We start from the raw sequence: 21,655 nt of genomic DNA, 5'->3' as shown, positions 1-21,655 counted from the left end.
CTTCAATCCATGCGTAGAGGCCGCCCTTTGAGGCGGCCTCTGCGCGTTAGCCTGTCTACCAGCTTCCGCGTTCGCCGAAGATATCGATGACACGGCCGAGCCGCGCGGCGCCCTTGATCCAGTTTTGTTGCAGGCCGAGCTCTACCGCGTCCGCGTCTCCTGCGACCACGCCCGCGATGATGCCCGCATGCTCCGCCACCGAAAGGTGAAGATCGTTGATGATGGAGCTCGCGTAGAGCCGCCAGTAGCGCTCGGTCTGCGGAATGATGGCAGCGTGAAGCGTGGCGAGTCGCGGACCTGCGCCGGCCTCGACGATCAGTTTATGGAAGTCGCGATCAAGCTCGAAGATCTCACCTTGCCTGCCCCCGCGTCCCTCTGCAATCGCGAGCAGCTTCTCGTTGATCGCCTTCAGCTTCGCCGCAATCTCTCGTCTCGCGGCGACAGGCATCTGTGCGAGGTTCCGTCCTGCGACGCCCTCCGTGTGACCAACGATCGTATACAGCTCGTTCGCATCCTCCTTCGTCAATGGCGCAACGATCATCCGAGACTTGGCCACATTGCGATGTTCCATCACGTAACCTTCACGCTGTAGTCGTTGGATGGCGGCGCGCACCGGCGTTCGGCTCATATTCAGACGCTCGGCCACATCTGACTCGACGATCCACGTTCCCGGCGACATCTTGCCGTGCACGATCAGATCACGAATATCGCGGAACGCGGTGGCCAGGCTGGTGCCGTGCTGTGCCTTCGCGGGCTGCTTCGCAGTTCGGGTCGGCCTGCTCTTCAAAGCGGGCAGGTTGCCTTTGCGTGTTGTCATCGCAGCTCCTGCGAAGCCGCGAGCTTTGCGGAGATGCGCCACTTCCACGGCAGGTAGACCGGCACTCCCAGCAACACGATGATCAGCCCCGGCCAGGTGTACTGCGGCTTGTAGCGCAGCAGCACGTAACAGATCCATGCGGCCATCACGATGTACGCCGCGGGCAGTACAGGGTAGCCGATCGCCCGGTATGGCCGTGGCCCATCGGGCCGCGTGCGGCGCAGAACGAATAAGCTGAAGATGGTGAGGATGTAGAAGATCAGAACAGCGAAGATGACGTAGTCCAGCAGATCGTTGTAGCTTCCACTCAGGCACAGCAGGCACGTCCACGCCCACTGCAGCCAAAGCGAGTTGACCGGTGCCTTCGACTTCGGACTGAGCCTGCCGACGGACTTGAAGAAGAGACCATCCTGGCTCATCGCGTAGTAGACACGCGCCCCGGCAAGTAGCAGGCCGTTCATGCAGCCGAAGGTCGAGACGAGGATGACCGCAGCCATCAGCCTCGCGCCCATGCTGCCGAACGCCGATTCCATCACCGCAGTGCCAACGCGGTCTTCCGTGGCGAACTGGATGCCGCGTCCGGCGATAGTAGCTGCGTGGGCATCGCCCGCCAACGGCAGCACAGCGAGATAAACGAAGTTGCAGAGCAGGTAGAGCAGCAATACGACGCCGGTGCCGATAACCAGGGACAACGGCAGGTTGCGCTTCGGGTCTTTGATCTCGCCCGCCGTGAAGGTGACGTTATGCCATGAGTCCGAAGAGAAGAGCGAGCCGACCTGCACGACCGCAACCACCGTTAGGAGCCCAACCAGCGCGGTCGGGCCGTGCTCTCCCACTTGCACCGCATGAAGCGTATGCCATCCCGCGCCCGACCAGAACTGCTGCCATCCTGCTCCGAAGTTCAACGCAATCGCTGTGGCATTGCGCGCGACGAGCCCCACCACGATCACACCGAAGAGCGCCAATACCTTGGCCGAGGTGAAGATGTTCTGCACCAGCGCGCCGAACTTTATACCGAAGGTATTCAACAGTGTGAGCAGCGTAATCATGGCGATGGCGACGAGATTCGCCGTGTTCAACCCGACGTTGCCCGTACCGTGATGCCAAAGCCAGTTGCTCTTGCTCACTGCGGGAAAGAAGACGCCTAGGAACTTGCCAAAGGCCACGCCCACCGCCGCGACCGTGCCTGTCTGAATCACGAGGAAGAGCGTCCAGCCGTACAGAAATCCCCAGATCGGCCCAAGCGCCTCGCGCAGATAGACATACTGCCCGCCTGCCTTGGGCATCATGGCCGCCAGCTCGCCATAGCTGAGAGCCCCGATGAGGGTCATCACCGCGGTCAGCAACCACGCCCCGATCAACAACACAGGCGAACCCAACGTCCGGCTCATATCTGCCGGGACGATGAAGATGCCCGAACCGATCATCGACCCCATTACGATGGCGGTCGCCGAATAAAGTCCCATTCCGGTTACAAATTGCGGAGTGGCTTGATTGTTCTGCGGCGGAAGCCCTTCGGTGACCCTGGCCGGGGGGATCGTCATCTCTGCCACGCCCCGTTCCACAGGCGAAGGATGCCAAGCGGGTTGCCGTCCTGCAACGCGGGATGCAGGGCCGACTGCGGCAGCCCCTGATAGGAAACGGGCCGTGTAAAACGAAAGATCGCCTGGCTGCCAACAGAGGTGGAGCGTCCGTCGGAGGTAGACGGGTACGGGCCCCCGTGCACCATGGCATGATTCACTTCGACGCCTGTGGGGAAGGTGTTGAAGATCACACGGCCCACGCGCGTCTCCAGCACACGCAGTAAGTCTGCACGATCGGCTAAGTCCTGCTCAGTGCCGAGAACAGTCGCTGTGAGATGACCTCCAAGGCTACGTGCGGCCTCGAGCATCTGTTCGCTGCCGCTGCAATGGACCAGCAAGGTAGCCGGCCCAAAGACCTCTTCCGCGAGAGAATGATCAGCGAGGAAGACATCCCCCGTCGTCTCAAGTAGCGCAACCTGCGCGGAGAAGCCCTCTCCTGCCTGTGAACCGTGCGATGTGCGAAGACCGCCGCGTTCTTCGACGGAAGTCGCGAAGTTCTGCGAGATGCCCTTGGTCAGCAGAGAGAACGGTGCTGTCGACTCTACGCTCGCGCGAAGCGTCGTGGTGAAGACCTCGTCCTGCGCGGCGAAGACCAGCCCCGGCTTGGTGCAGAACTGCCCTCCGCCCAGCGTGAACGATCCATGCAGCCCCTTGGCCAGCGCCTCTCTGCGTTCGGCAAGTGCGCCCGGAAGGATGAACACCGGGTTGGTGCTGCCCATCTCCGCATAGACGGGGATAGGCACGGTGCGCTTCGCCGCAAGATTCATCAGTGCTCGTCCTCCGCGAAACGAGCCGGTGAAGCCGACAGCCTTCACGTCCGCATGCTGCACCAATGTCGCTCCCACATCGTGTCCCGCGTCGAAGAGCAGAGAGAAGACGCCACTGGGTAGCCCGCACTTCTCGATAGCTTCGTTGATGATGATGCCCGCGAGTTCGCTGGTGCCGGGATGCGCGGGATGTGCCTTGACGATGACGGGATTGCCCGCTGCAAGCGCCGATGCGGTATCGCCACCCGCGACTGAAAATGCCAGCGGAAAGTTGCTGGCACCGAAGACAACTACCGGCCCAAGCGGACGCAGCATCGAGCGGAGGTCTGGCTTCGGTGGCGTCCGCGCGGGATCAGCCGTCTCGATGCGCGCCGACACCCAGGATCCCTCTTCAAGCACCGTTGCGAAGTGCCGCATCTGCCCGCTGGTGCGTGCGACTTCGCCGGTGAGCCGAGGGATTGGCAAAGCAGTCTCAAGATTGGCTCGTGTGATCAACTCCGGCGCGGCAGCGTCAAGGCCATCCGCGATGGCGCGAAGCAACGCGGCCCGCTCTACACCCGAAGTGTTCGCAAAGATGTCGATGGCTGACGTGGCCGCTGCGACGGCCTTGTCTACGTCTGTGGTGCTTGCGGAGAGATACGATGGCTCAAGCGCGCGGCCATCCACGGGATTGTATCCAGTGAAAGCAGCGCCGCCTGCCTGTGCCGTCTCCCCGGCGATCAACGATCTTCCTTGAAGCTCTGCTGCGATTGCGTTGCTCATGGCTATGCCTCCTGCAATGCGGCCAACGGTGTGGACTTAATCGCGGGCGGATTCGCCTGCGCAGCCTTCAGCACTGCCTGTGCTTCTTCTAGATCTGCTCCAGCGATCTCAAGCCGGGGAGCGCGCACCGTCGCTGTGCCCGTGCCGGTCTGGCCCTGCACCCACTTGATAAGCTGCACGAACTTCGGCACGGTGTCCATGCGCAGCAACGGGAGGAACCAGCGATAGAGAGCGAACGCCTCGTCATGCTTGCCCGCGCGTGCCAAGTTGAAGAGCTCGACAGACTCCGCAGGATAGGCGTTGACCAGCCCCGCGACCCAGCCCACGGCTCCCGCTGCGACGCCTTCGACCAGCAGATCGTCGACGCCGACAAAGATGCTGAGGCGATCGCCAAGCAGTGACCGAATGGCGGCAACCCGGCGTACGTCCGCGCTCGATTCTTTTACGGCTTCGAGGTTGGCGTGCTCATTCGCAAGTTCAAGGATCTGTTCGGGAAGGAAGTCCGTCTTATACGCGACTGGGTTGTTGTAAAGCATGCAAGGCAGCTTCGTCGCGGCGATGACGGTGGAGACGTGGTGCTTCATCTCGCGCCAGTCGGAGGTGTAGACATAAGGCGGCAACACCATCAGGCCGCTGCATCCGGCCGCTTCAGCCTCCCGCGCAAGCTGCACGGCATGTTTGGTGGACAGTGCTGAGATCGCCGCAACGACCGGCGTCTTCGTCGTCTCGGAGACCTCTACGGCGGTCTTCAGAATGGCGAGCTTCTCCTCATGCTCAAGCGTCGCGCCTTCGCCAAGCGAGCCCAGCATGACCAGGCCAGTGCAGCCATTCTCCAGCAGCCATGCGGCGTGCTGCGCGAGGAAGGCGTGATCGACGGTGAGGTCGCTGTTGAAGGGAGTCGTCATTGCGGGCATAACGCCGTACCAGTTCATAAAGTCTCCTGAAGTTCAGTGATTTCGTGTGATGTTGTAGAGGCGGAGGTCGTCAACGCCGCAAGAGGGATAGGAAAGAGAGGTGGTCGCACCGAGGTGTTGCGCCAGCCGAAGAGCGTCTGCACCGCCGGTCCGCAGATGCGCCCCTGGCACGGGCCCATGCCACAGCGTGTCTGCAGCTTCGCGTCCGTCCATGTGGAATAGGGCTGAAGCTGTTTGTAGCGGACGTCCTCGCAGCGGCAGACGATGGTGTCCGGCTGCGCAAGGTTGAGAAGCTCCGGGCGCAGCGTAAAGGCGCGGTCAAGTCTACGGCCGAAGCTCTGCTCGCGGTCACGGAGTCCATAGAGTGCTGTCGCCTCGTCGAGCTTGTCAGTTGCGGCCAGACCGGCGATCCGTCCCTGCACCAGCGCCGCATCAAGGCCGGCGATACCCGTTGGCTCTCCCACGCAATAGATAGGCTCCTGGGACGTCTTTTGCGTGTCATTGACCGCGACGAAGTCCCCGGCAAGAGCGCATCCCAGCATCACTGCGAGCTCCGTGTTGGGAACCAGGTGAAAGCCGCACGCGAGCAGATCGCAGGGCTCAGTCCATGTCTCGTTGCCATCGGTAAGCCGTACAGCTCTTAGCGCAGTGTTGGCTTCTGCGGCGACGGGCCAACAGCCGGTTTGATACGGCACGTTGCCAAGTGCGGCACGATAGCGCGCCCCCTGTAACAGCTTTGAAGGCTGGCCAAGCAAACCGGCGGCAAATGGAACAAGAGCGCTCAGACTAGCCTGCTCCGCCACGGCGACGATCTCCGCTCCTGCATCCTGCAGATAGACAGCGATCGCGAGTAGCAGCGGCCCGGTGCCCGCTACGACGATGCGCCTTCCCGCAACCGAGTAGCCGCCCTTCACCAGCGCCTGTAGACCACCCGCGCCGAAGACCCCAGGCAGTGTCCAGCCGGGGAAGGGAAGGAAACGCTCCCGCGCTCCGGTCGCAAGAATCAACCGCTTCCACACGTATGTCTCGATCTCGCCGGATGCCTCACAGTAGGTCCGCAGCGTCTTCGCATGGGGCGCGTCGAAGACCGCTCTGCCATAGAGAACTTCAGCCTCCGAGCGTTGAAATTCCGCGATGGTCTTGCTACGCAGAGACGAGCCGCTCTTCTTTGAGATGTCGATACCGTTACGCCAGATTTGTCCGCCCGCTGCAGAGTTGTCGTCGAGCACCAGCACCTCGGCCCCGCTGTTAGCCGCAGCCGTCGCGGCGGCAAGTCCTGCCGGACCTGCGCCCACGACCAGTACATCCACCTCTCTCGCGAAGGCCACAGTTGCGGTCATGGCTGCGACTCCAGCCTCATGCCTTCACAACACAGAAGCTGGCAGGTACGACGATGCGGAACGCCATCGACAACCGCGCGACACTCGAAGCATATGCCCATGCCGCAGAGGGCCGCACGCCTCTCCCCAAGGATGGAGACGCGCGAGGGGGTGCTGGAGTTTAGAAATACTGAGCTCGCCATCGTCCCTGCCGGCACGCGGACTGCTGCGCCGTTCAGCCAGACGGTAAAGACGGCGCGTTTAGTCATGGCTCGCCCCCATCGCATGCACACGGCACGGCAGGTAAGGCGTCGGGTCGATCACCGATGGCCGCCCCAGCAGATGATCGGTCAACAGCCGTGCTGCTCCCGGGGCGTTGGTGATGCCGAGACCTTCAAACCCAACGGCGACGAAGACACCCGGCTCATCCGTTGGCCCGATCAGCGGAAGTTTGTCCGGAGTGGCGGCGCGGAAGCCAGTCCACACGCGCAGGCTCGAGAGGTTGGCGAGCCCGGGCATGTAGCTCTGCGCGCGCTCGATCATGCGGTTCAGGATGCCCGTGTCGATCCCCGGATCTTCATCGCCGTACTGCCGCGACGAGCCAAGCAGCAACTGTCCGGTGCGTCGCGGCTGCACGTTGAAGGCAACCGAGTCTGCGGTCGACTTGTGCGCGCTCCTCAGGTAGCCAAGCTCCACAAGTTGATGGCGGACAAATCCCGGATAGCGGTCCGTGATGACGAGGTGCCCCTTACGCTTCTGCAGCGGCAGCCATGGCAGAAGCCGGAGGTCCGTGCCTGTCGCGACGACGATCTGCCTGGCCGCCAGCCGTGTCCCATCTTCGAGGACGACGTCGCCGGCGTCGAGCGCGGCAGCGGCTTTACCCCTAAGCAGGACCGCGCCCAGAAGCTGAGCAGAGGCAAGAAAGAACTCCGCTGCTGGCGGAGGATAGATCACCCCGTCGTCCGGCACCAGAAGACCGCCCGCGAGGCCCGCGCGCAGGTTCGGTTCCTCCTGCGCCACGTCCACCGAGGTCAATATCTCTGCGGTAATTCCGCAGCGACGGTAAGCGCAATGCTTCGATTCGACCTCGGCCATCTCCTCGTCGTCATTGGCTACCCACAACGTGCCACACTGCTCGTACTCCACGTTTTGCGGAAGGCGTGGAGCGAGTGTCTGCCAAAGACTGCGCGAGTAGCAGGTAAGCGCGAACTGTGCGGAAGAGTCGTCCATCACTACGACGTGGCCCATGCCGGCAGCCGTAGTCGCGCCGCCGGGGACCGCGCACTCCACGATGCCAACGCGAAGCCCCGCCTGCGCGCACTCCAGCGCGCAGGCTGAACCGACGATGCCTGCCCCTAGAATCAGGACGTCGAAAGTCTCGATAGCAACGCGTGATTCCATCAGAAGTCGATGCCTCCCGCGAAGGGATCGGATGAATCGAAGATCAGGGTGGTGTCCGCTGTGATCCATGCGCGGCCAGTGATGGTGGGCAGCACGCAATCTCCTTCGGGCTGCACGGAACCGGTAAAGCATGTCCCGAGGATGCCCTCCTGCTGCCACACCTCGCCCGCTGCCAGCCTTCCATCGGCGTAGAGGCAGGCCATCTTTGCACTGGTGCCGGTGCCGCAGGGCGAGCGGTCGAAGGACGCTCCGGGACAGAGTACAAAGTTTCGGCTTGAGGCTACCGATGAAACGGGCGCAGCGAAGAGTTCGATGTGGTCGATGGGCGCGCCGTCCTTGCCTGTGATGCCTTGCTGCTCGAGCGCGGAACGGATCGCCTTGGTCGCTCCGACAAGCTGATCGCGGTTCTTGGCCACCAGCTCGAAGGGATGTTCGCCGATGAGGAAGAACCAGTTTCCGCCCCATGCGATATCGCCGGGCAACGGGCCGATGCCGGGCACTTCAACCGGTACTGAAGCGCGGTAACGATAGCTGGGAACGTTGCGGACCGAGACGCTCATGTCGCTGTGCAGCTCTGCCTGCACCATGCCGACGGGCGTTTCGAGGAGATGACTGCCGGGCCCAATGCGGCCAAGATACGCCAGCGTGCGGACGACTCCCATCGTCCCGTGGCCGCACATGCCCAGGTAGCCGACATCGTTGAAGAAGATGACTCCAGCGACGGCTGCTTGGTCTTGAGGTTCGCAGAGCAGAGCCCCGACGACGACTTCGGAACCGCGTGGCTCGCAGACCGTGCCCGAGCGGAAGTGGTCGAAGCGCGTCTTGAAGATCTGTACGCGCTCGGCCAGAGTGCCGGTACCCAGATCCGGGCCGCCTTCGACGATGACGCGCGTCGGCTCGCCCTCGGTATGGGAATCAATGGCGCGAACTCGGCTCGGCGCAGGTACAGTTTCAACCATGCTGAGAATTGTAGACGAGATTGGATACAAAAAATTAATAGGATTTGCCGCGAAATTTCCTGCCAAGGATGAGACCGAAAGTGGTTCCCACGCTGGCGGAGTGGTCCGTGACGCCAAACCGTATGCCGCCGTCGACGCTGGTGGAGATTATCGCCGACGCCGACGAAATGGTCGCGCGGCTACAATCTGTCTGTGGCGGCGAGCTTTCAATTCGCGGTAGCGGCATCGTTCGAACCTTCGCGGGCTGAGGAGATTCTGCGCTCCGTACCGGCTGGGCCGGGGGTGTTCGCTCTTCGTGGATTCAAGGAGACAGACGAACCTTACCTTACCCGGACAGCGGACCTGCGGCGCAGGATGCGGCGGTTGCTCGACCCTCCGGAGTCGCAGTCGAAGCGCCTGAATCTTCGCGAGCGCGTGGCGCGGATCGAGTACACCGTGACCGGGTCGGAGTTCGAGTCGTCGCTGGTGTTGTATGAGGCCGCTGCGGCACTCTTCGGACTTGCTGAGGCGCGGCGAAGATTGAAGCTGCACACGCCATACTTTCTGCGGTTCACGGCGGAGAACGCGTTTCCCCGCGTCTACGCGACGAACCGTTTGAGCAAGCGCGGGCTGGCGCAGATGTATGGGCCATTTCCTTCGCGTGCGGCTGCGGAGCGGTACTGCGATGCGGTGCTTGATCTGTTCAAGATTCGCCGGTGTTATGAGGATCTGAAGCCCTATCCAGAGCATCCTGGTTGTGTGTATCAAGAGATGAAGAAGTGTCTCGCGCCGTGCAACATCGCCTGCACGGCGGAGGAGTATAAGGCGGAAGCGGACGCGGTGGACGCCTTCTTCGCGACGCGGGGCGAGAGCCTGATGGCGAAGATCGCAGCCGAGCGCGAGGTCGCAGCCGAGGCGATGGAGTTCGAACAGGCGGCGGCTCTGCACGAGAAGTATCAGAAGGTGAAAGCGGCCGCCGCGCTGGCGGACGAACTCGTCAGGCCCGTGCTCGAAGTGCGGGCGGTAGTGGTGCAAAAGGCAGCGCCTGCTAGGACAGAAGCGGACGACTTGCAGGAGGCTGCGGTCTTCATGGTTCAGGCGGGGTGCATCGCGGGGCCGGAGCGCATGTCGACCCTCGGCGTTCGCGCGGTCAAGGAGCAGACGAGCGTGGGTAGCTCGCTGTTTGCGCAGCCGCTGATGTTGCAGGCGGTGCCGCTTGAGGGCTCAGCGACTGAGGCGGTGGAGAGCCCAGAGGTGCGGGCGAGCGAAGTGCTGGCGCGGCTCCAAGCCAAGGCGGGAGTGCCGTCGGATATGGCATTGCTGAGCGATCATCTCTCCCTGCTGCGGCGGTGGTACTACCGTCCGGAGAAGCAGCGTTCGGGCGAGGTGTTCTTTCCCTATGCGGACGGCGGATGGCCGGTGCGTCGGATTCTGCGTGGCGCGGCACGGATGGCCCTGGGCGAGCCCATGGCGATGGCCGAGACCGACCGCGAAGGGGCGAAGAAGATCAACGCTGGAGCGAAGATCAAGGTGCTCCACGAAGGGAGGCCGGATGTGGAGCGGGTGGTCGAGGTCGCTGAAAAAAGTCCCGTCGCTAGAGCCATTTACCAGCCGCAGGTCGGGCGGAAGATAGATGCCACGCTGGATTCATAGGGGCTCTGCCGAAGAATACTGATGCTCGAGCTGAAAAATCCCAGCAAAAGTGCCGATAGAGATTCGTGAAAAACTGGTCTATCTCGCTTCGTATCTCCGCCGGCTTCGCTCTGGTGCTGGTCTTCATGGCCTGCTTGTGCGGGCTGGCGATCCATACGATGCGTTCGGTGCTGGCAAGCGAGAACGCGCACGCCAAAAGCTATGTGCCTGCGACGCAGATGGCCACGGACTTTGAGCGTGACGTTCTGAACGCCCGCATCTTCTTCATCTATTTCGTAACGATCCAAAAGCCCGGCTCTCTGGACAAGGGCTGGGAACGATATAACCAGGCGGAGAAGCAGCAAAAAGACCTGCTGACGTTTGTGAATGGCAGCGAGGAGTTGCGTGAGCTGCGGCCGGGCGCCGAGCAACTGGGTAGAGATCTGGATGCTTACAGGCCGGCGCTTGAAGCGACCCTGAAGATGGTCCAGTCCGGCACGCTGCATGGCGATGCGTACGATGCACAGGTGAAGGATTGGGCGGCCAAGGGCGCGATCATGGTTGGCGATGCCGGCAAACTCGAGGTGCTGTGCTCGACGGTCAGCGGGAGTTCGAGGAAGTCGATTATCGATAGCCTGCAGAGTTCGATGACCAGCAATCTGGTGATCTTCCTGACTGGGTTCTGCGTCTCCGGGTTGATGGCTGCGGTGATCGTTCGACAGATCAATTCGAGCCTGCGCACGTTGACGAGTGAGTTGCGAGGCGGATCGGAGCAGGTCTCGGACGCGGCCACCCAGGTGGCGGCAGTGAGCCAGGATGTGGCTCGCGATGCCTCGCAGCAGGCGGCCATGATTGAGGAGACTTCTGCATCGGCGGTAGAGATCGGCGCGATGGCTTCGCAAAGCGCGGAGAGTGCGCGGGCCGCTACCGGACTCGTCGTAGAGGCAGTCAAGAATATCGAGTTTACTGACCGCGCGATGGAAGACTGCAACGCTGCGATGAACGCGATCGGCCAATCCAGCAACGACATCGCGAAGACCTTGCAGGTGATTACTCAGATTGCCTTCCAGACCAACATCCTCGCGTTGAATGCTTCGGTTGAAGCGGCGCGCGCCGGTGAGGCGGGAATGGGATTCTCAGTGGTGGCCGATGAGGTGCGCAGCCTGGCGCAGCGTTGCTCGGCTGCGTCGGAAGAGATCTCCGTGCTGATCGAGCAGTCGCTGGGCAATGCGGCGGCGGGGAAGACCAAGATCGGCGTCCTGACGGATGCCAGCAAGAGCGTGAGTTCGGTCTTCTCGCAGATGAAGCCGCTGGTGGAGCAGATCGTCGGCAACAGCCGGGAGCAGAGCCAGGCGATCGACCAGATCGGCCGCGCTCTGGTAAAGATGGAGCAGGCGACCCAGAAGAGCGCAGCGGCGGCGGAAGAGAGCGCGTCAGGTGCGGAAGAGTTGAATGCGCAGTCGGAGCAGATGCGGATGCTGGCTGAGGGGCTGGGGCGGCTGGTGGATGGCGCCAGTTCGGAGAGTGCTCCGCGTGGGGGCGGTCGCGCTTACCGGATGGCGATGTCGTAGATTTCTGCCATGCCGGATGTGGGCGAAGGGTCTATCCGTTTGCTATGTTGCATCCGTCATTATTGTTGAATGTGCAGGCATATGCGACTGACCCGTTGAAGTGACAATCGGAATCCATATTGTCTTTCACGAAACGGCAGTTGGTGAAACAGCACTAAACAAACTTGCAATCCGTGAAAGCGGTGCCCTGAAAAAGACAATTCTCAAAGGTGCATTCGATTAGAACGCAGCAGTTGAACAACCCTGCATACCAGTCGAGATTGGCGAAGGAGCAGCTGTTGAAAATTGAATCGATCTCGGTCGGCCAGATTTCAAAGTCACGGAAAATACAATACAGGTAGCAATCGTCGTGCCAGTCGATCTGGGCGACTCTCTCTTGTGTGATTGTTTCGGACCTCATCGTGAACCGGTTATAGCAGAGTATTGATAACCCGCCTCGGGGTTGCTCCCCGCGGCGTTTCGCTTTTCAGGGCGAAACTTGTGTGCCTCCGGAGTGCCCGTTGAGCGCCCATAACTGTAGAGTGACGCGACCATACTCGCTGATCTGCGCTTCGGTGTTGATGAAAGTTTCCAGCGACGCGGCGCTGATACACTTTGCCGGTAGAGGTTGAAGGGGTGAGAGACGATGGTTGAGCTGGCGTTTTCGATATTGGCAGCGGACTTTGCGCATTTGGCGGATGAGATTGCCGCGGCGGAGCGGGGTGGTGGGACGATCGTGCACGTGGACGTGATGGATGGGCACTTTGTGCCGAACATCACCTTTGGGCCGCCGGTGGTGAAGGCTGTGCGAAAGGTGACGAAGCTGCCACTCGATTGCCACCTGATGATCGAGAATCCGGACGCATACATTCCGGAGTTTGCGGCGGCGGGGGCGGACATGATCTCGGTACACCAGGAGGTCTGCCGGCATCTGCATCGGTCGCTGCAGTTGATCGCCGACCATGGGATGAAGCCCGGGGTGGTGATCAATCCGGGGACGCCGGTGGACTCGCTGATCGAGGTTTTGCCCATGGTGCATCACGTTCTGGTGATGAGCGTGAACCCGGGGTTTGGCGGGCAGAAGTTTCTGCCGTTTTCACTGGAGAAGATGGCGTATCTCGCCGAGTTGCGGCATGAGATGGAGTTGAACTTCCGCATAGAAGTCGATGGTGGAGTGGCTCACGATACGGTGGGCTCGGTCGTCGAAGCAGGAGCGGAGATGCTGGTGGCGGGGTCGGCCATCTTTGGTCCGGGCGGGGCAGAGGCCAACGGGAAAAGTTTTCTGGCGGCGGCAAGAGAGGCTGAGGCCCGGATGGATGAAGAAGACGAACACGAGCACTCGCATGGGTGAGGGCTTGTGACGGCTCACTCATCGCGATACTACCGCGATGAATGGGGCACCCCCTGGTGGCTGGGTTCCCACATCTGGCGATGAAGCTGCCAGATATGGGGCAACCGGCCGAGAAGAGAGTTTGTGGCCTGGGAGCCTTTCGTCGGGCTGTGGCAGGCACGAGTTGCCTGGGACGATTAGAATGGTGTCATGTTTCGCGCCGACGCGCGGGGCAGATGGAGTGGATTGGATGACGAGTTCCCGTACCTTTTTCCCTAGCCGCCGTATTTTCTTTCCCAGCTTCCGAGCGGCAGTTTCCGCAGGCTTCGTCGTGGCAGGCATGATCAGCGCTTCGGGCGTATTGCGGGCGCAGGATGCCGCGCCGGCTCCTGCTACGACCCAGGCTCCGGCGGCGAATGCGCCGCTGGCACCAGTTTCCGCTCCCGGGCAGATCGTCCCCACGACCAAGGCGGATAAGAAGAAGGCCAAGGAAGAGAAGAAGGCGGAGAAGAAGGAAGAGAACAGCAAGGCGAACAAGGTCGTCCAGTCAAAGGACACGCGCGCGGCGTTCAAGAAGGGCAAGAAGATTGATCCTCTCGCCGGGAAAGACGCGAGCCTCCCAGACAAGCAGCTTTACGACAAGGCGCTCGATGCGACCAAGCATGGCCGCTTCGACCTGTCGCGCCTCGATCTGCAGACGCTGCTGAATACCTATCCTGACTCGCAGTACCAGATGCGCGCGAAGCTGGCGATTGCGGACTCCTGGTACAAGGAGGGCGGAACCGCGGCCCTGACCCAGGCGGAGCAGGAGTACAAGGACTTCATCACCTTCTTCCCGAACGCTCCTGAAGCGGCCGAAGCACAGATGCGCGTGGGCGACATTTACTTCCGGCAGATGGACAAGCCGGACCGTGACTACGCGAAGGCCGTCCACGCGGAGCAGGAGTACCGCACGATGCTCCAGCAGTTCCCGGACTCGACGCTGGTGCCGGACGCGAAGCAGCGTCTGCGCGAGGTGCAGGAGGTTCTGGCGACGCGTGAGAGTTCGATTGCGGAGTTTTATTCGACGCACTCGAACTGGCCGGCAACGATTGCCCGGTATCAGACGGTGGCGGACACCTATCCGCAGTACAGCCACATGGACGATGTGCTGCTGGGGCTGGGCGATGGCTACGAGGCCGAAGCGAAGTATGTACGCAGCCTGAAGCTGCCCGAGGCCGGCAAGGCGCGGCTGGAGAAGGTGTACGACGACCAGGCGATCGCAGCGTACTCGAAGATTGTGACCGAGCACGCGGCTTCGCGTGGAGTCGAGGACGCAAAGGACCGCCTGATCGCGCTTCACGCCGACATTCCGAAGCCGACGGCAGAGCAGATTGCGCGGAGCGAAGAGATTGAAAATAGCCGCGCTCAGTATAAAATCTCCGACCGCGCGAGATTGCTGGTGATGCATCAGCCGGACGTGGTAACGGCGGCCAGGACGGGCGAGCCGACGCTGGTGGACCCGAAGCCAACGGTCGCGCCGGACGTGACGCGGCAGATTGTGAAGGACTTTACGCTGGCGATGAATCCGAATGCGCGGCCCGCTCCGGCAGCCGCTGCTGGGGATACACCGGCGGCTCCGGTGACCGACGGATCGGGTACGGCTCCGGCCAGTGAAGCTCCAGCAGCTCCGTTGGCGTTTCAGGATGTTCCAACAGCCGGTACTAGCACAGGCGCATCGGGTTCGACGATGACGGTCGCTCCGGTGACGAGCGGCGGCGGAGTTCCGGCAGCTTCAACAGGCATCGAAATCGTAAGCCCTGGCTCGTCCGCGCCGATCGACGGCATGAAGCCGAAGGGACCGGCGGACAGCACTCCGCTACCGGCGATCGAGAAGCCTGCGGATGCTCCGGATACGGTCAACGACATTCAACCTGGACAGGCACCGCCTGCGGCTGCTGCTCCGGCGAACGGAAAGAAGGCGAAGCCGGAGTTCGACAAGAACGAGGAGTCGTCGAATAAGCATAAGAAGAAGAAGGGATTGGCGAAGATCAATCCTTTCTAAGGCGGGGGAAAGTGAAAAGGAGTAGGGCCAATCCGGTATGGGTTGGCCCTTTTTCATTTCAATCCGGGCAAGCTGAGATCGGGCTGACGGCGAAAAAAATAAAAAAATGCGATTTTTGGGGTAAAGTCCTCAAAAATAGAGGCTTAGGGGATCTCCTGGCCTCTAAGTGACTGAAAGTGAGTGAGTTATTTCAAGTTGCTCATACTAAAGGCTTTGCTGAAACTGAAAGGCGCAAGCTCCTAGCACTTTTTCTTTTTCCTAATCCTCATTTAAGGCTATCAGGTTGAGGTGATCCTTTGGGCAACTTTCTTTGGATGGTAAGTGGCTGATATGTAGGGGTTTATGAGAGGTTTTGGAAGGGTTTGGGCTTGACAAGGGCTTGTGCTCTGGATCCGATTGCGGGTGGATAGGCAGACAATGCAAATGCGGGTGGCTCTCCACTGCGCTTCGCTTCGGTCGAGATGACGGATTCAAAGAGGGTAAGAACGAACAACCGTAAAAGCAAGGGCAGCAGCAGATCCTCCGCTTCGCGAAGGATCACAAGGGCGCTCTGCGAAGGATGAGGCGGGCGGCCCCGGGATGACAGGGGCGTGGCGAATGAGGTGGGTCAGGCTCGGGTAAGGGATTGGAGAAGAGATTCCCAGAGGCCGCCGTAGTGGTCCCAGCCGCCTAGCTGGTGGACTCGAACCAAAGCAGCGGAGCGCATTGCCAGTTGGAGGGCGGGGTCGTCGGCCAGCTGCTGCAGGCGGGCGGTGAGGGCCTGGGTGGGGTCGTCCGATTGTGGGAGGATGAAGCCTTCGATGCCGTTGGTGAACAAGTCTTCGGCGCCGGTAGCGGCGGTGGCGATGACCGGGCAACCGCAGGCCATCGCCTGACCCTGGACCAGGGCAAGACCTTCTTCGATCGACGGCAGGGCGAGGGCGTGGCTCCGAGCCATGAGACGAGCTAATTCGGATTGTGGGAGCGAGCCGGTGAAGGTGACGTCTTCGGTGGGCAGGCGGGGGAGCAGGGCGCGGATCTCGTCCGAGATATGGCCGACGACGGCGAGGTGCTTGCGCGGGTGACGAAGGGCGGCGAAGGCCTGCAACAAGTACGGGACACCTTTGCGGAGCGAGACTCCGCCGGCGAATAGGAGATTGAAGGCATCTTGTGACGGAGGCTCGGCGACCGCAATGAACTTGTCGAGGCGGACGCCGTAGGGGATGACGTGGACTTTTTCACTGGCAACGCCCATCTGGATGAAGGAGCGTTTGGCGACGGTGGAGGGGACGGTGATGGCGTCGGCCTGGGCGTAGATGGCCTCTTCGCGGGCCAAAATGTGGGGTTTCGAGAGAGGCAGTGGAAGGCCCCAGCGTTTGTATTCAGCGTGGACGACCTGGTTCTGGAAGCGCTGGTGGGTTGAACCGCGATCGCAGATGAAGACACCGCCGTGCTGCTGGACATCGGCTCCGGTGAGGAGTCCGGCGCCAGAGATGGCGATGAACGCGTCGGGATATCCGTCAGGGTCGCGAGGGATCTGGGACCGGGTGTAACGGTCGAAGGCCAGGGCATTCCAGGCAGCGAGCTTCGAGAGCAGCCCTGGCGGGGCGTGGCCGGTGCGGCCGAGGAGGTACTCGGACGTATGGAGCAACGGAAATGTGTGGACGAGAGAGTGCGGCAGGCCTTCGCGTTTGAGGCGGGCCCAGGGCCAGGTGGAGTAAAGACGCTGGAGATGGCCTCGGCGGCGGAGCTGGTGGGCCAGCTCGAAGTGATGGAAGACGCCGAAGACGGCCTGCACTACCTTCATGCTTTGGCCTTGAGGGACTTCACGAGCTGGGCGTGGTCTCTTTCGGTCTGGTCGGCGTAGGTGGAGGCGAACTGGAGGATGGCTTCGTCGAAGCGTTCAGAGTTGCCAATATAGCCGGCGAGGAGCGCGCAGTCGCCGCCTCGGGCATGGCCTCTTGCCAATAGTTCTCCGCATACCGACGCGTACTCCATCAGGCCGGAGGGCTTCAGGGTGGCCATGTCGAGCGAGCCCTTGTGGTCGTTGAGCTGGCGGACGAGGTAGTCGCGGCCCTCGATCTTTGTCCAGCCGAGGAAGGGGTCTGACTGAAGCTGCATGGAGCGTTCGCCTTCCACAACGCGACGTCCCTGATGGTAGGTCTTCAGCGCGTTGCGGGTGACGTAAGGGGCGTAGGCAGAGACGGCTTCCTCTTTGATTTGGATGAACAGGGGATCTTTGCGGCCGTTGCCTTCGAGGTAGACGCAGTAATCGCGCAGACCGACAGAGCCGGTGCCGACGACCTTGAAGGCGACGTCGACGACGCGGTACTGGGCGAGGAAGCGGCGGCGTTCGGGCAGGAGGGTCTCGGCGTAAGGAACGAGAGAGGCGACGATCTGATCGGCTTCCTTGCCGGTGATGCGCTCAAGCACGGGCGGGTTGTGGTTGAAGATGCGCTGCTGGGGATGAGCCGGAATGCGCTGAGTAAGGCTGGCGAGGCTGGTGAGCGGCGTGCTGCGCTTTGCGGCGAGCAGGATGGCGGAGACGGGGCCAACTTCGCCTAACCGATGCACCTGGTAGCGTGCGACCTCGAGCACAGGCATCGTGGCGAAGAGGTGCATCATGCGCCGGTAGCGGGCGAGGAAGGCTGCAGCGGCCTCGCGGCAGTGCGGGTTGCCGACGGCGGCTTCGCGGCCGGCGAGGATCAGCGAGGTGGCCATGCGCTTGACGTCCCACTCAAAGGGGGCGACAAGGGTTTCGTCGAAGTCGTTGATGTCGAAGACAAGGCGGCCGTCGGGACCGGCGTAGGCGCCGAGGTTGCGGACGTGGGCGTCGCCGCAGAGCTGGGTGAGAAGGCCGGTGTTGGGGATCAGCGAGAGGTCGTAGGCCATGACCGGGACAGCTCCGCGGAAGTAGCCGAAGGGCGAGCAGGCCATGCGCTCGTTCTTGAGGGCGACCAGCTTCGGGACGCGGCCCTGCGTGGATTTTCTCAACAGGTCGAGGGGATCGCGCTTCCGGTCTTTGGCGGACCAGAGAGCGTGGGCGAGGCGCTTCATCTGCTTGCGCCGGGCCTGGCCAAGGGCCATGCGCTCGCGGGCAGTGCGAAAGGTGGTGTGGCCGGGGAGCGCAGGGATCGGTGTCGAGTCCGGCGTGGCGGTGGGGGCTTCGGAAACGGCGGCGATCGACTTGGAGGACTTAGACTTCGTGGGCTTAGAGTTCGTGGTCATGGCTTCCTGATTTTCCGGCACCCTTGTTGGGGCGCGACATGTTGGTTTCGACACATTTCTCGGAGACGCGGACGGGGTTGGCGCATTGGCCGACAGCGGCGCGGGTAAAGGCGCGGTAGAGGCGCTGGACATCGACCTTTTGGCCCGCGCGGACCTCGCGGTCGACGGCGGCGTGCATGGCCGAGAGGAGTTCGGAGCGGAGCTCGTTGAGGATCTTGTCGATGTAGATGTAGGGCAAGGGAGCTCCGGGTGATGCCTGTAAGAACGATACAGGGTTCACGGGTGCGGGTTGGTGATGAAGACGGTTCGTGCTGCGCACGAATGTCTCTCCTTAGCGACGATGAAGCCGTCGCGAAGATAGGCCAACCGGCCAAGTTGCATCGCGAGAGTTGTTCGTGCGTCGCGCCGATGTCCCATCCTTGCGATGAGACGGCACGGAGAGCAGCACGCGAAGGATGCTGGCTTCGATCTATTGAACGAGCGTGCCGAGCTTGCGGAACGGGTTTCCGGTGGTGATGTAGGAGTAGTTGTTAAGGAGCTTTATCTGGGTGCCGCCGGTAAAGAGGTTGTCGGCGACGATGCCAAGGTAGTTCGTTCCGGTAAATGCGGTATCAGACCAGACATTGAGTCCTGCCTTCGGGATGTACCAGATGCCGTCGCCCGTGAAGCTGGAGTTCCTGACCTGGAAGTCCTGTGCGGCTGTGGTGGTCCAGTTGCGATCGGCGAAGACGAGGATCGCGGGGGTCGCAGGAATCGTACCGGTGGACGAATCGTTTGCGGCGGACAAGGTGACGGTTGAGCCACTTAGGACGAGTAACTGTCCGTATCCCCCTCCGCCGCCCGTGGTGAAGAACAGGGTGACTCCAGTGCCGCTGACCGTGGCACCCGACCAGCTTGCCCCTCCGGTGATGGTGTAGAGGCCTGGATTGAGAGTCACGGTCGCGTTCGAGATATTGAGTCCCTTGCAGTAGTTACCAGGGTTGAGTGTGGCAGAGCCGCTGGTGATGCTGTAGCTGGTGTGATTGCAGGTTCCGTTGAAGGCGGTGGGCGATGCGGTGGATGCGAGGGGATCGGTGAGCGTGGGGACGTTGTAGACAGGGGACGGGTAGACGAAGCCACCCACCATCGATGTACTGGAGGAGCCGGAGATGTCAACGGATTCGACGGCGATATTGCCGCTGGACTCGTCGTCCAGTGTGGTCGCGTAGATGGGACAACTGTCGCCGAGCAGGGAGCCGGTGTAGACCTCGAGGCTCTGGTTCTGGAGCGTGCCGTTGCCAAGGGTGTAGACGCAGGGCGTCATGAGAGCGGAGCTTTGTGTGGTCAGAGTGAACTTGCCCCCGTTGAACGCGCCCATAAAGATGGTGTTGACACTCTGAGTGATGGTGGCCTGGATGGCGTCGTAACGACCGTTATAGGCGCCAGAGGTGGCTTGCTCCACGATGCTTACCGTGGTGTTATTCGATCCGTTGGTGAAGCCGTTGACGCCCGCTTCGGCGATACCGATGTTGACCCAGTTGTTCGTGCCGCGTTCGGCTTCAAGCTCTGCGCCAAGCGCAGCGGCGTCCGTTGCGGACTGCATCTGCAGCTTTTTCAGTTCAAGCATGCCAATGTCGATGGAGAGTCCGCAAAAGAGGACAAGGACAGGCAGAACGACCGCGTAGAGCGGGATCATCGCCCCTCCCTATATGGAGGCGGAAATTCCCTCATCTTGGAAACTGTTTCGAGCATGGCTCGTGGCTCTCTCCGTCCATTACTTTATCGCTAAAGTAAACTCTCGGTGATACCACGAAGGTCTACATTCGCAACGCCTTTACTGCCGCCTGGACTAAGGTCAAATGACACTTGAGTGATATCGATTGAACGGAAGCGTCAGTTACCCCCGTTCTGGTCTTGGGATAGCCTGCTTGCGAAGCGAGATGAAGAAGCTGTCCCAATCCGAAGACGGATCGATCCTGATCGAGTTCGCTCTGCTCCTGCCGCCGCTGGTTCTCATGCTGGCGTACATGGTGGATTACGCCTTATGGATACAGAAGGCGATGCAACTGCAAGACGCTGCCATGGCCGCGGCGGCGTATGGCGCGATGCCGGGCAAGGCGGCAAACACGTCCCAGATGACGAGTCTGGCGAACTATATCGCCACCGGTTCGACGAGCGGGGCGGCGTGGTTTACTGTCACCCCGACGAACTTCTGGACGTGTTCCCCAGGCGGTGCCCAGGTGACGGCGACGACCTCCTGCCCCACCGGCGCTCCTTACCACTACGTGAAGGTGACGACGAGCGCGACCCAGGGGGCTTTGCTGGGCTTTCGTGGAATCTCATCAAGCCTTGCTCTGGGCGGATCAGCAACCTACCGGGTGGAAGTGACGCCATGAGAGGACCTCTAAACCAGACTGCACACGTAGCCTCTTCCTGGAACGGAAGTGGGAAGCTTTGCATTAGATTGGCTGGGCTGAAAGCGGAGACGGGCCAGGCGGCGCTTGAACTGGCACTCGCTATGCCGCTCTTCCTCGCCATTGTCTTCGGGGTGATCCAGTCTTCGCTGCTTCTAGAGACCTATTGCAACGCCACCTATGCCTGTCGCAATGCGGCGCGTTACGCCAGCCTGCATAGCACGACAAGCCTCGCTCCCAGCACATCGCCGCAGATCCAGTCGATGGTGCAGTCTGGCCTATTCCTGAATGCATCGATCACGCCTACGATCTCGGTCAACTACTTCAATGCAAGCAATCTCTCGTCCAGCTCGACAAATCTTTGCCTCCCCCCGGTGAACAGCAGCTTGAACGTGGTTGGCAACGTGGTGTGCGTACAGGCGAGCTGGAACCAGAAGCTGAACATTCCGTTTTTATCGAACAACAGCGTCTCCATTTCGACGCAGACCTACAAGATCATCTCGAGGTAGGCGGAGGACAACGCAACTCGTTGCTCGCTGACGGCAGGCCTGCCGAGTAGAATTCGGGACATGGCAATACATCACGCAAAGGGAACGTTTACGGTGAAGATCGTGCCGCTGACTCCGGCACCGGCGGAGGGGCTGGCGCGGTTCTCGATCGACAAGGAGATCCATGGGGATCTCGAGGCCACGACCAAGGGCGAGATGTTTTCGGGGGGCGATCCGAAGGCGGGCACGGCGGGGTATGTGGCGATTGAGGTTGTGACCGGGACGCTCGACGGCAAAAAGGGGAGCTTTGCCTTGCAGCAGATGGCGACGATGAGCTCGAGCGGAATGAAGATGGAAGTAGTGGTGGTTCCGGGGTCGGGGACGGGGGAGTTGAAGGGGATCTCCGGCACGTTCGTGATCACGATCGCGGAGGGAAAGCACTCTTACGATCTGGAGTATGAGCTGTCCTGAGCTGTTAGCCAACCCACCCATGCGATAAGACCGCATGGA

The 21,655-nt window shown here is 61.4% G+C and carries 19 protein-coding genes; 7 read left to right on the top strand and 12 right to left on the bottom strand.

Going from position 1 to position 21,655, the window contains the following annotated elements; translation table 11 throughout:
- Positions 1-55 precede the first annotated feature (55 nt).
- From OHL18_RS18335 to OHL18_RS18300, 8 genes are read right to left on the bottom strand one after another with little or no spacing between them, the layout of a single operon-like run.
- Positions 56-817 carry a GntR family transcriptional regulator gene (locus OHL18_RS18335; protein WP_263376321.1) on the bottom strand — a complete coding sequence of 254 codons (762 nt, stop codon included), beginning with the start codon at positions 815-817 and terminating at the stop codon, positions 56-58.
- Complete coding sequence (locus tag OHL18_RS18330) at positions 814-2,361, bottom strand: APC family permease (RefSeq protein ID WP_263376578.1); 1,548 nt, start codon at positions 2,359-2,361, stop codon at positions 814-816. The genes OHL18_RS18335 and OHL18_RS18330 overlap by 4 nt, the downstream gene beginning before the upstream one ends.
- Positions 2,358-3,929: an aldehyde dehydrogenase (NADP(+)) gene (locus OHL18_RS18325; RefSeq protein WP_263376320.1), complete on the bottom strand. Its 1,572-nt coding sequence runs from the start codon at positions 3,927-3,929 to the stop codon at positions 2,358-2,360. Before OHL18_RS18325 ends, OHL18_RS18330 begins: the two co-directional genes overlap by 4 nt.
- 2 nt (positions 3,930-3,931) lie before the next feature.
- Entirely contained in the window at positions 3,932-4,861 is a 930-nt protein-coding gene (locus tag OHL18_RS18320; protein ID WP_263376319.1) for a dihydrodipicolinate synthase family protein, read from the bottom strand.
- Positions 4,858-6,183: an NAD(P)/FAD-dependent oxidoreductase gene (locus tag OHL18_RS18315; protein WP_263376318.1), complete on the bottom strand. Its 1,326-nt coding sequence runs from the start codon at positions 6,181-6,183 to the stop codon at positions 4,858-4,860. The genes OHL18_RS18320 and OHL18_RS18315 overlap by 4 nt, the downstream gene beginning before the upstream one ends.
- A complete protein-coding gene (locus OHL18_RS18310) occupies positions 6,180-6,431 on the bottom strand; it encodes a (2Fe-2S)-binding protein (RefSeq protein WP_263376317.1) in 252 nt (83 codons plus the stop codon). The genes OHL18_RS18315 and OHL18_RS18310 overlap by 4 nt, the downstream gene beginning before the upstream one ends.
- A complete protein-coding gene (locus OHL18_RS18305; RefSeq protein ID WP_263376316.1) occupies positions 6,424-7,563 on the bottom strand; it encodes an NAD(P)/FAD-dependent oxidoreductase in 1,140 nt (379 codons plus the stop codon). Before OHL18_RS18305 ends, OHL18_RS18310 begins: the two co-directional genes overlap by 8 nt.
- The gene (locus tag OHL18_RS18300) at positions 7,563-8,522 is read right to left on the bottom strand and encodes a proline racemase family protein (RefSeq protein WP_263376315.1); all 960 of its coding nucleotides are present in this window, start codon (positions 8,520-8,522) and stop codon (positions 7,563-7,565) included. The genes OHL18_RS18305 and OHL18_RS18300 overlap by 1 nt, the downstream gene beginning before the upstream one ends.
- Before the next feature lie 192 nt (positions 8,523-8,714).
- Here OHL18_RS18300 and OHL18_RS18295 point away from each other — a divergent pair, with 192 nt between their 5' ends.
- From OHL18_RS18295 to OHL18_RS18280, 4 genes are all read left to right on the top strand, one after another.
- On the top strand, positions 8,715-10,154 hold the full coding sequence (locus OHL18_RS18295; RefSeq protein ID WP_263376314.1) for an excinuclease ABC subunit UvrC: 1,440 nt from the start codon (positions 8,715-8,717) through the stop codon (positions 10,152-10,154).
- A 65-nt stretch (positions 10,155-10,219) separates the two neighbouring features.
- On the top strand, positions 10,220-11,704 hold the full coding sequence (locus OHL18_RS18290) for a methyl-accepting chemotaxis protein (protein ID WP_263376313.1): 1,485 nt from the start codon (positions 10,220-10,222) through the stop codon (positions 11,702-11,704).
- A 625-nt stretch (positions 11,705-12,329) separates the two neighbouring features.
- The gene (gene rpe, locus OHL18_RS18285; RefSeq protein ID WP_263376312.1) at positions 12,330-13,034 is read left to right on the top strand and encodes a ribulose-phosphate 3-epimerase; all 705 of its coding nucleotides are present in this window, start codon (positions 12,330-12,332) and stop codon (positions 13,032-13,034) included.
- Positions 13,035-13,263: 229 nt separating this feature from the next.
- Positions 13,264-15,057: an outer membrane protein assembly factor BamD gene (locus OHL18_RS18280; protein WP_263376311.1), complete on the top strand. Its 1,794-nt coding sequence runs from the start codon at positions 13,264-13,266 to the stop codon at positions 15,055-15,057.
- Positions 15,058-15,664: 607 nt separating this feature from the next.
- On the opposite strand, the gene OHL18_RS18275 is transcribed toward OHL18_RS18280, so the two are convergent.
- The 4 genes from OHL18_RS18275 to OHL18_RS18260 all read right to left on the bottom strand — a co-directional run bounded on the left by OHL18_RS18275 (position 15,665) and on the right by OHL18_RS18260 (position 19,939).
- Positions 15,665-16,843, bottom strand: a complete 1,179-nt coding sequence (locus OHL18_RS18275) for a glycosyltransferase family 4 protein (protein WP_263376310.1) — start codon at positions 16,841-16,843, stop codon at positions 15,665-15,667.
- Positions 16,840-18,264, bottom strand: coding sequence for a DUF2252 domain-containing protein (locus OHL18_RS18270; protein WP_263376309.1), 1,425 nt, complete (start codon positions 18,262-18,264; stop codon positions 16,840-16,842). Before OHL18_RS18270 ends, OHL18_RS18275 begins: the two co-directional genes overlap by 4 nt.
- Positions 18,248-18,583: a hypothetical protein gene (locus tag OHL18_RS18265; protein ID WP_263376308.1), complete on the bottom strand. Its 336-nt coding sequence runs from the start codon at positions 18,581-18,583 to the stop codon at positions 18,248-18,250. The genes OHL18_RS18270 and OHL18_RS18265 overlap by 17 nt, the downstream gene beginning before the upstream one ends.
- Before the next feature lie 150 nt (positions 18,584-18,733).
- Positions 18,734-19,939, bottom strand: coding sequence for a pilus assembly protein TadG-related protein (locus tag OHL18_RS18260; RefSeq protein ID WP_263376307.1), 1,206 nt, complete (start codon positions 19,937-19,939; stop codon positions 18,734-18,736).
- Between the two features lie 244 nt (positions 19,940-20,183).
- On the opposite strand from OHL18_RS18260, the gene OHL18_RS18255 reads away from it, so the two are divergent.
- The 3 genes from OHL18_RS18255 (at position 20,184) to OHL18_RS18245 (ending at position 21,616) form a co-directional block, all read left to right on the top strand.
- Complete coding sequence (locus OHL18_RS18255; protein ID WP_263376306.1) at positions 20,184-20,639, top strand: TadE/TadG family type IV pilus assembly protein; 456 nt, start codon at positions 20,184-20,186, stop codon at positions 20,637-20,639.
- Positions 20,640-20,707: 68 nt separating this feature from the next.
- Entirely contained in the window at positions 20,708-21,166 is a 459-nt protein-coding gene (locus OHL18_RS18250) for a TadE family protein (protein WP_263376305.1), read from the top strand.
- A 60-nt stretch (positions 21,167-21,226) separates the two neighbouring features.
- Entirely contained in the window at positions 21,227-21,616 is a 390-nt protein-coding gene (locus OHL18_RS18245) for a DUF3224 domain-containing protein (protein ID WP_263376304.1), read from the top strand.
- Positions 21,617-21,655 lie beyond the last annotated feature (39 nt).

Origin of the sequence: Granulicella aggregans (assembly GCF_025685565.1) — a bacterium.
In the GTDB taxonomy this organism is placed as follows: domain Bacteria; phylum Acidobacteriota; class Terriglobia; order Terriglobales; family Acidobacteriaceae; genus Edaphobacter; species Edaphobacter aggregans_B.
The sequence above is the reverse complement of the archived record's forward strand: the minus strand, read 5'-3'. Positions and strand labels throughout refer to the sequence as shown.

What these genes read in the sequence shown, in the direction of transcription:
- OHL18_RS18335 (WP_263376321.1), bottom strand. Translation starts at nt 817, where the DNA reads ATGACAACACGCAAAGGCAACCTGCCCGCTTTGAAGAGCAGGCCGACC.
- OHL18_RS18330 (WP_263376578.1), bottom strand. Translation starts at nt 2,361, where the DNA reads ATGACGATCCCCCCGGCCAGGGTCACCGAAGGGCTTCCGCCGCAGAAC.
- OHL18_RS18325 (WP_263376320.1), bottom strand. Translation starts at nt 3,929, where the DNA reads ATGAGCAACGCAATCGCAGCAGAGCTTCAAGGAAGATCGTTGATCGCC.
- OHL18_RS18320 (WP_263376319.1), bottom strand. Translation starts at nt 4,861, where the DNA reads ATGAACTGGTACGGCGTTATGCCCGCAATGACGACTCCCTTCAACAGC.
- OHL18_RS18315 (WP_263376318.1), bottom strand. Translation starts at nt 6,183, where the DNA reads ATGACCGCAACTGTGGCCTTCGCGAGAGAGGTGGATGTACTGGTCGTG.
- OHL18_RS18310 (WP_263376317.1), bottom strand. Translation starts at nt 6,431, where the DNA reads ATGACTAAACGCGCCGTCTTTACCGTCTGGCTGAACGGCGCAGCAGTC.
- OHL18_RS18305 (WP_263376316.1), bottom strand. Translation starts at nt 7,563, where the DNA reads ATGGAATCACGCGTTGCTATCGAGACTTTCGACGTCCTGATTCTAGGG.
- OHL18_RS18300 (WP_263376315.1), bottom strand. Translation starts at nt 8,522, where the DNA reads ATGGTTGAAACTGTACCTGCGCCGAGCCGAGTTCGCGCCATTGATTCC.
- rpe (WP_263376312.1), top strand. Translation starts at nt 12,330, where the DNA reads ATGGTTGAGCTGGCGTTTTCGATATTGGCAGCGGACTTTGCGCATTTG.
- OHL18_RS18280 (WP_263376311.1), top strand. Translation starts at nt 13,264, where the DNA reads ATGACGAGTTCCCGTACCTTTTTCCCTAGCCGCCGTATTTTCTTTCCC.
- OHL18_RS18275 (WP_263376310.1), bottom strand. Translation starts at nt 16,843, where the DNA reads ATGAAGGTAGTGCAGGCCGTCTTCGGCGTCTTCCATCACTTCGAGCTG.
- OHL18_RS18270 (WP_263376309.1), bottom strand. Translation starts at nt 18,264, where the DNA reads ATGACCACGAACTCTAAGCCCACGAAGTCTAAGTCCTCCAAGTCGATC.
- OHL18_RS18260 (WP_263376307.1), bottom strand. Translation starts at nt 19,939, where the DNA reads ATGATCCCGCTCTACGCGGTCGTTCTGCCTGTCCTTGTCCTCTTTTGC.
- OHL18_RS18255 (WP_263376306.1), top strand. Translation starts at nt 20,184, where the DNA reads ATGAAGAAGCTGTCCCAATCCGAAGACGGATCGATCCTGATCGAGTTC.
- OHL18_RS18245 (WP_263376304.1), top strand. Translation starts at nt 21,227, where the DNA reads ATGGCAATACATCACGCAAAGGGAACGTTTACGGTGAAGATCGTGCCG.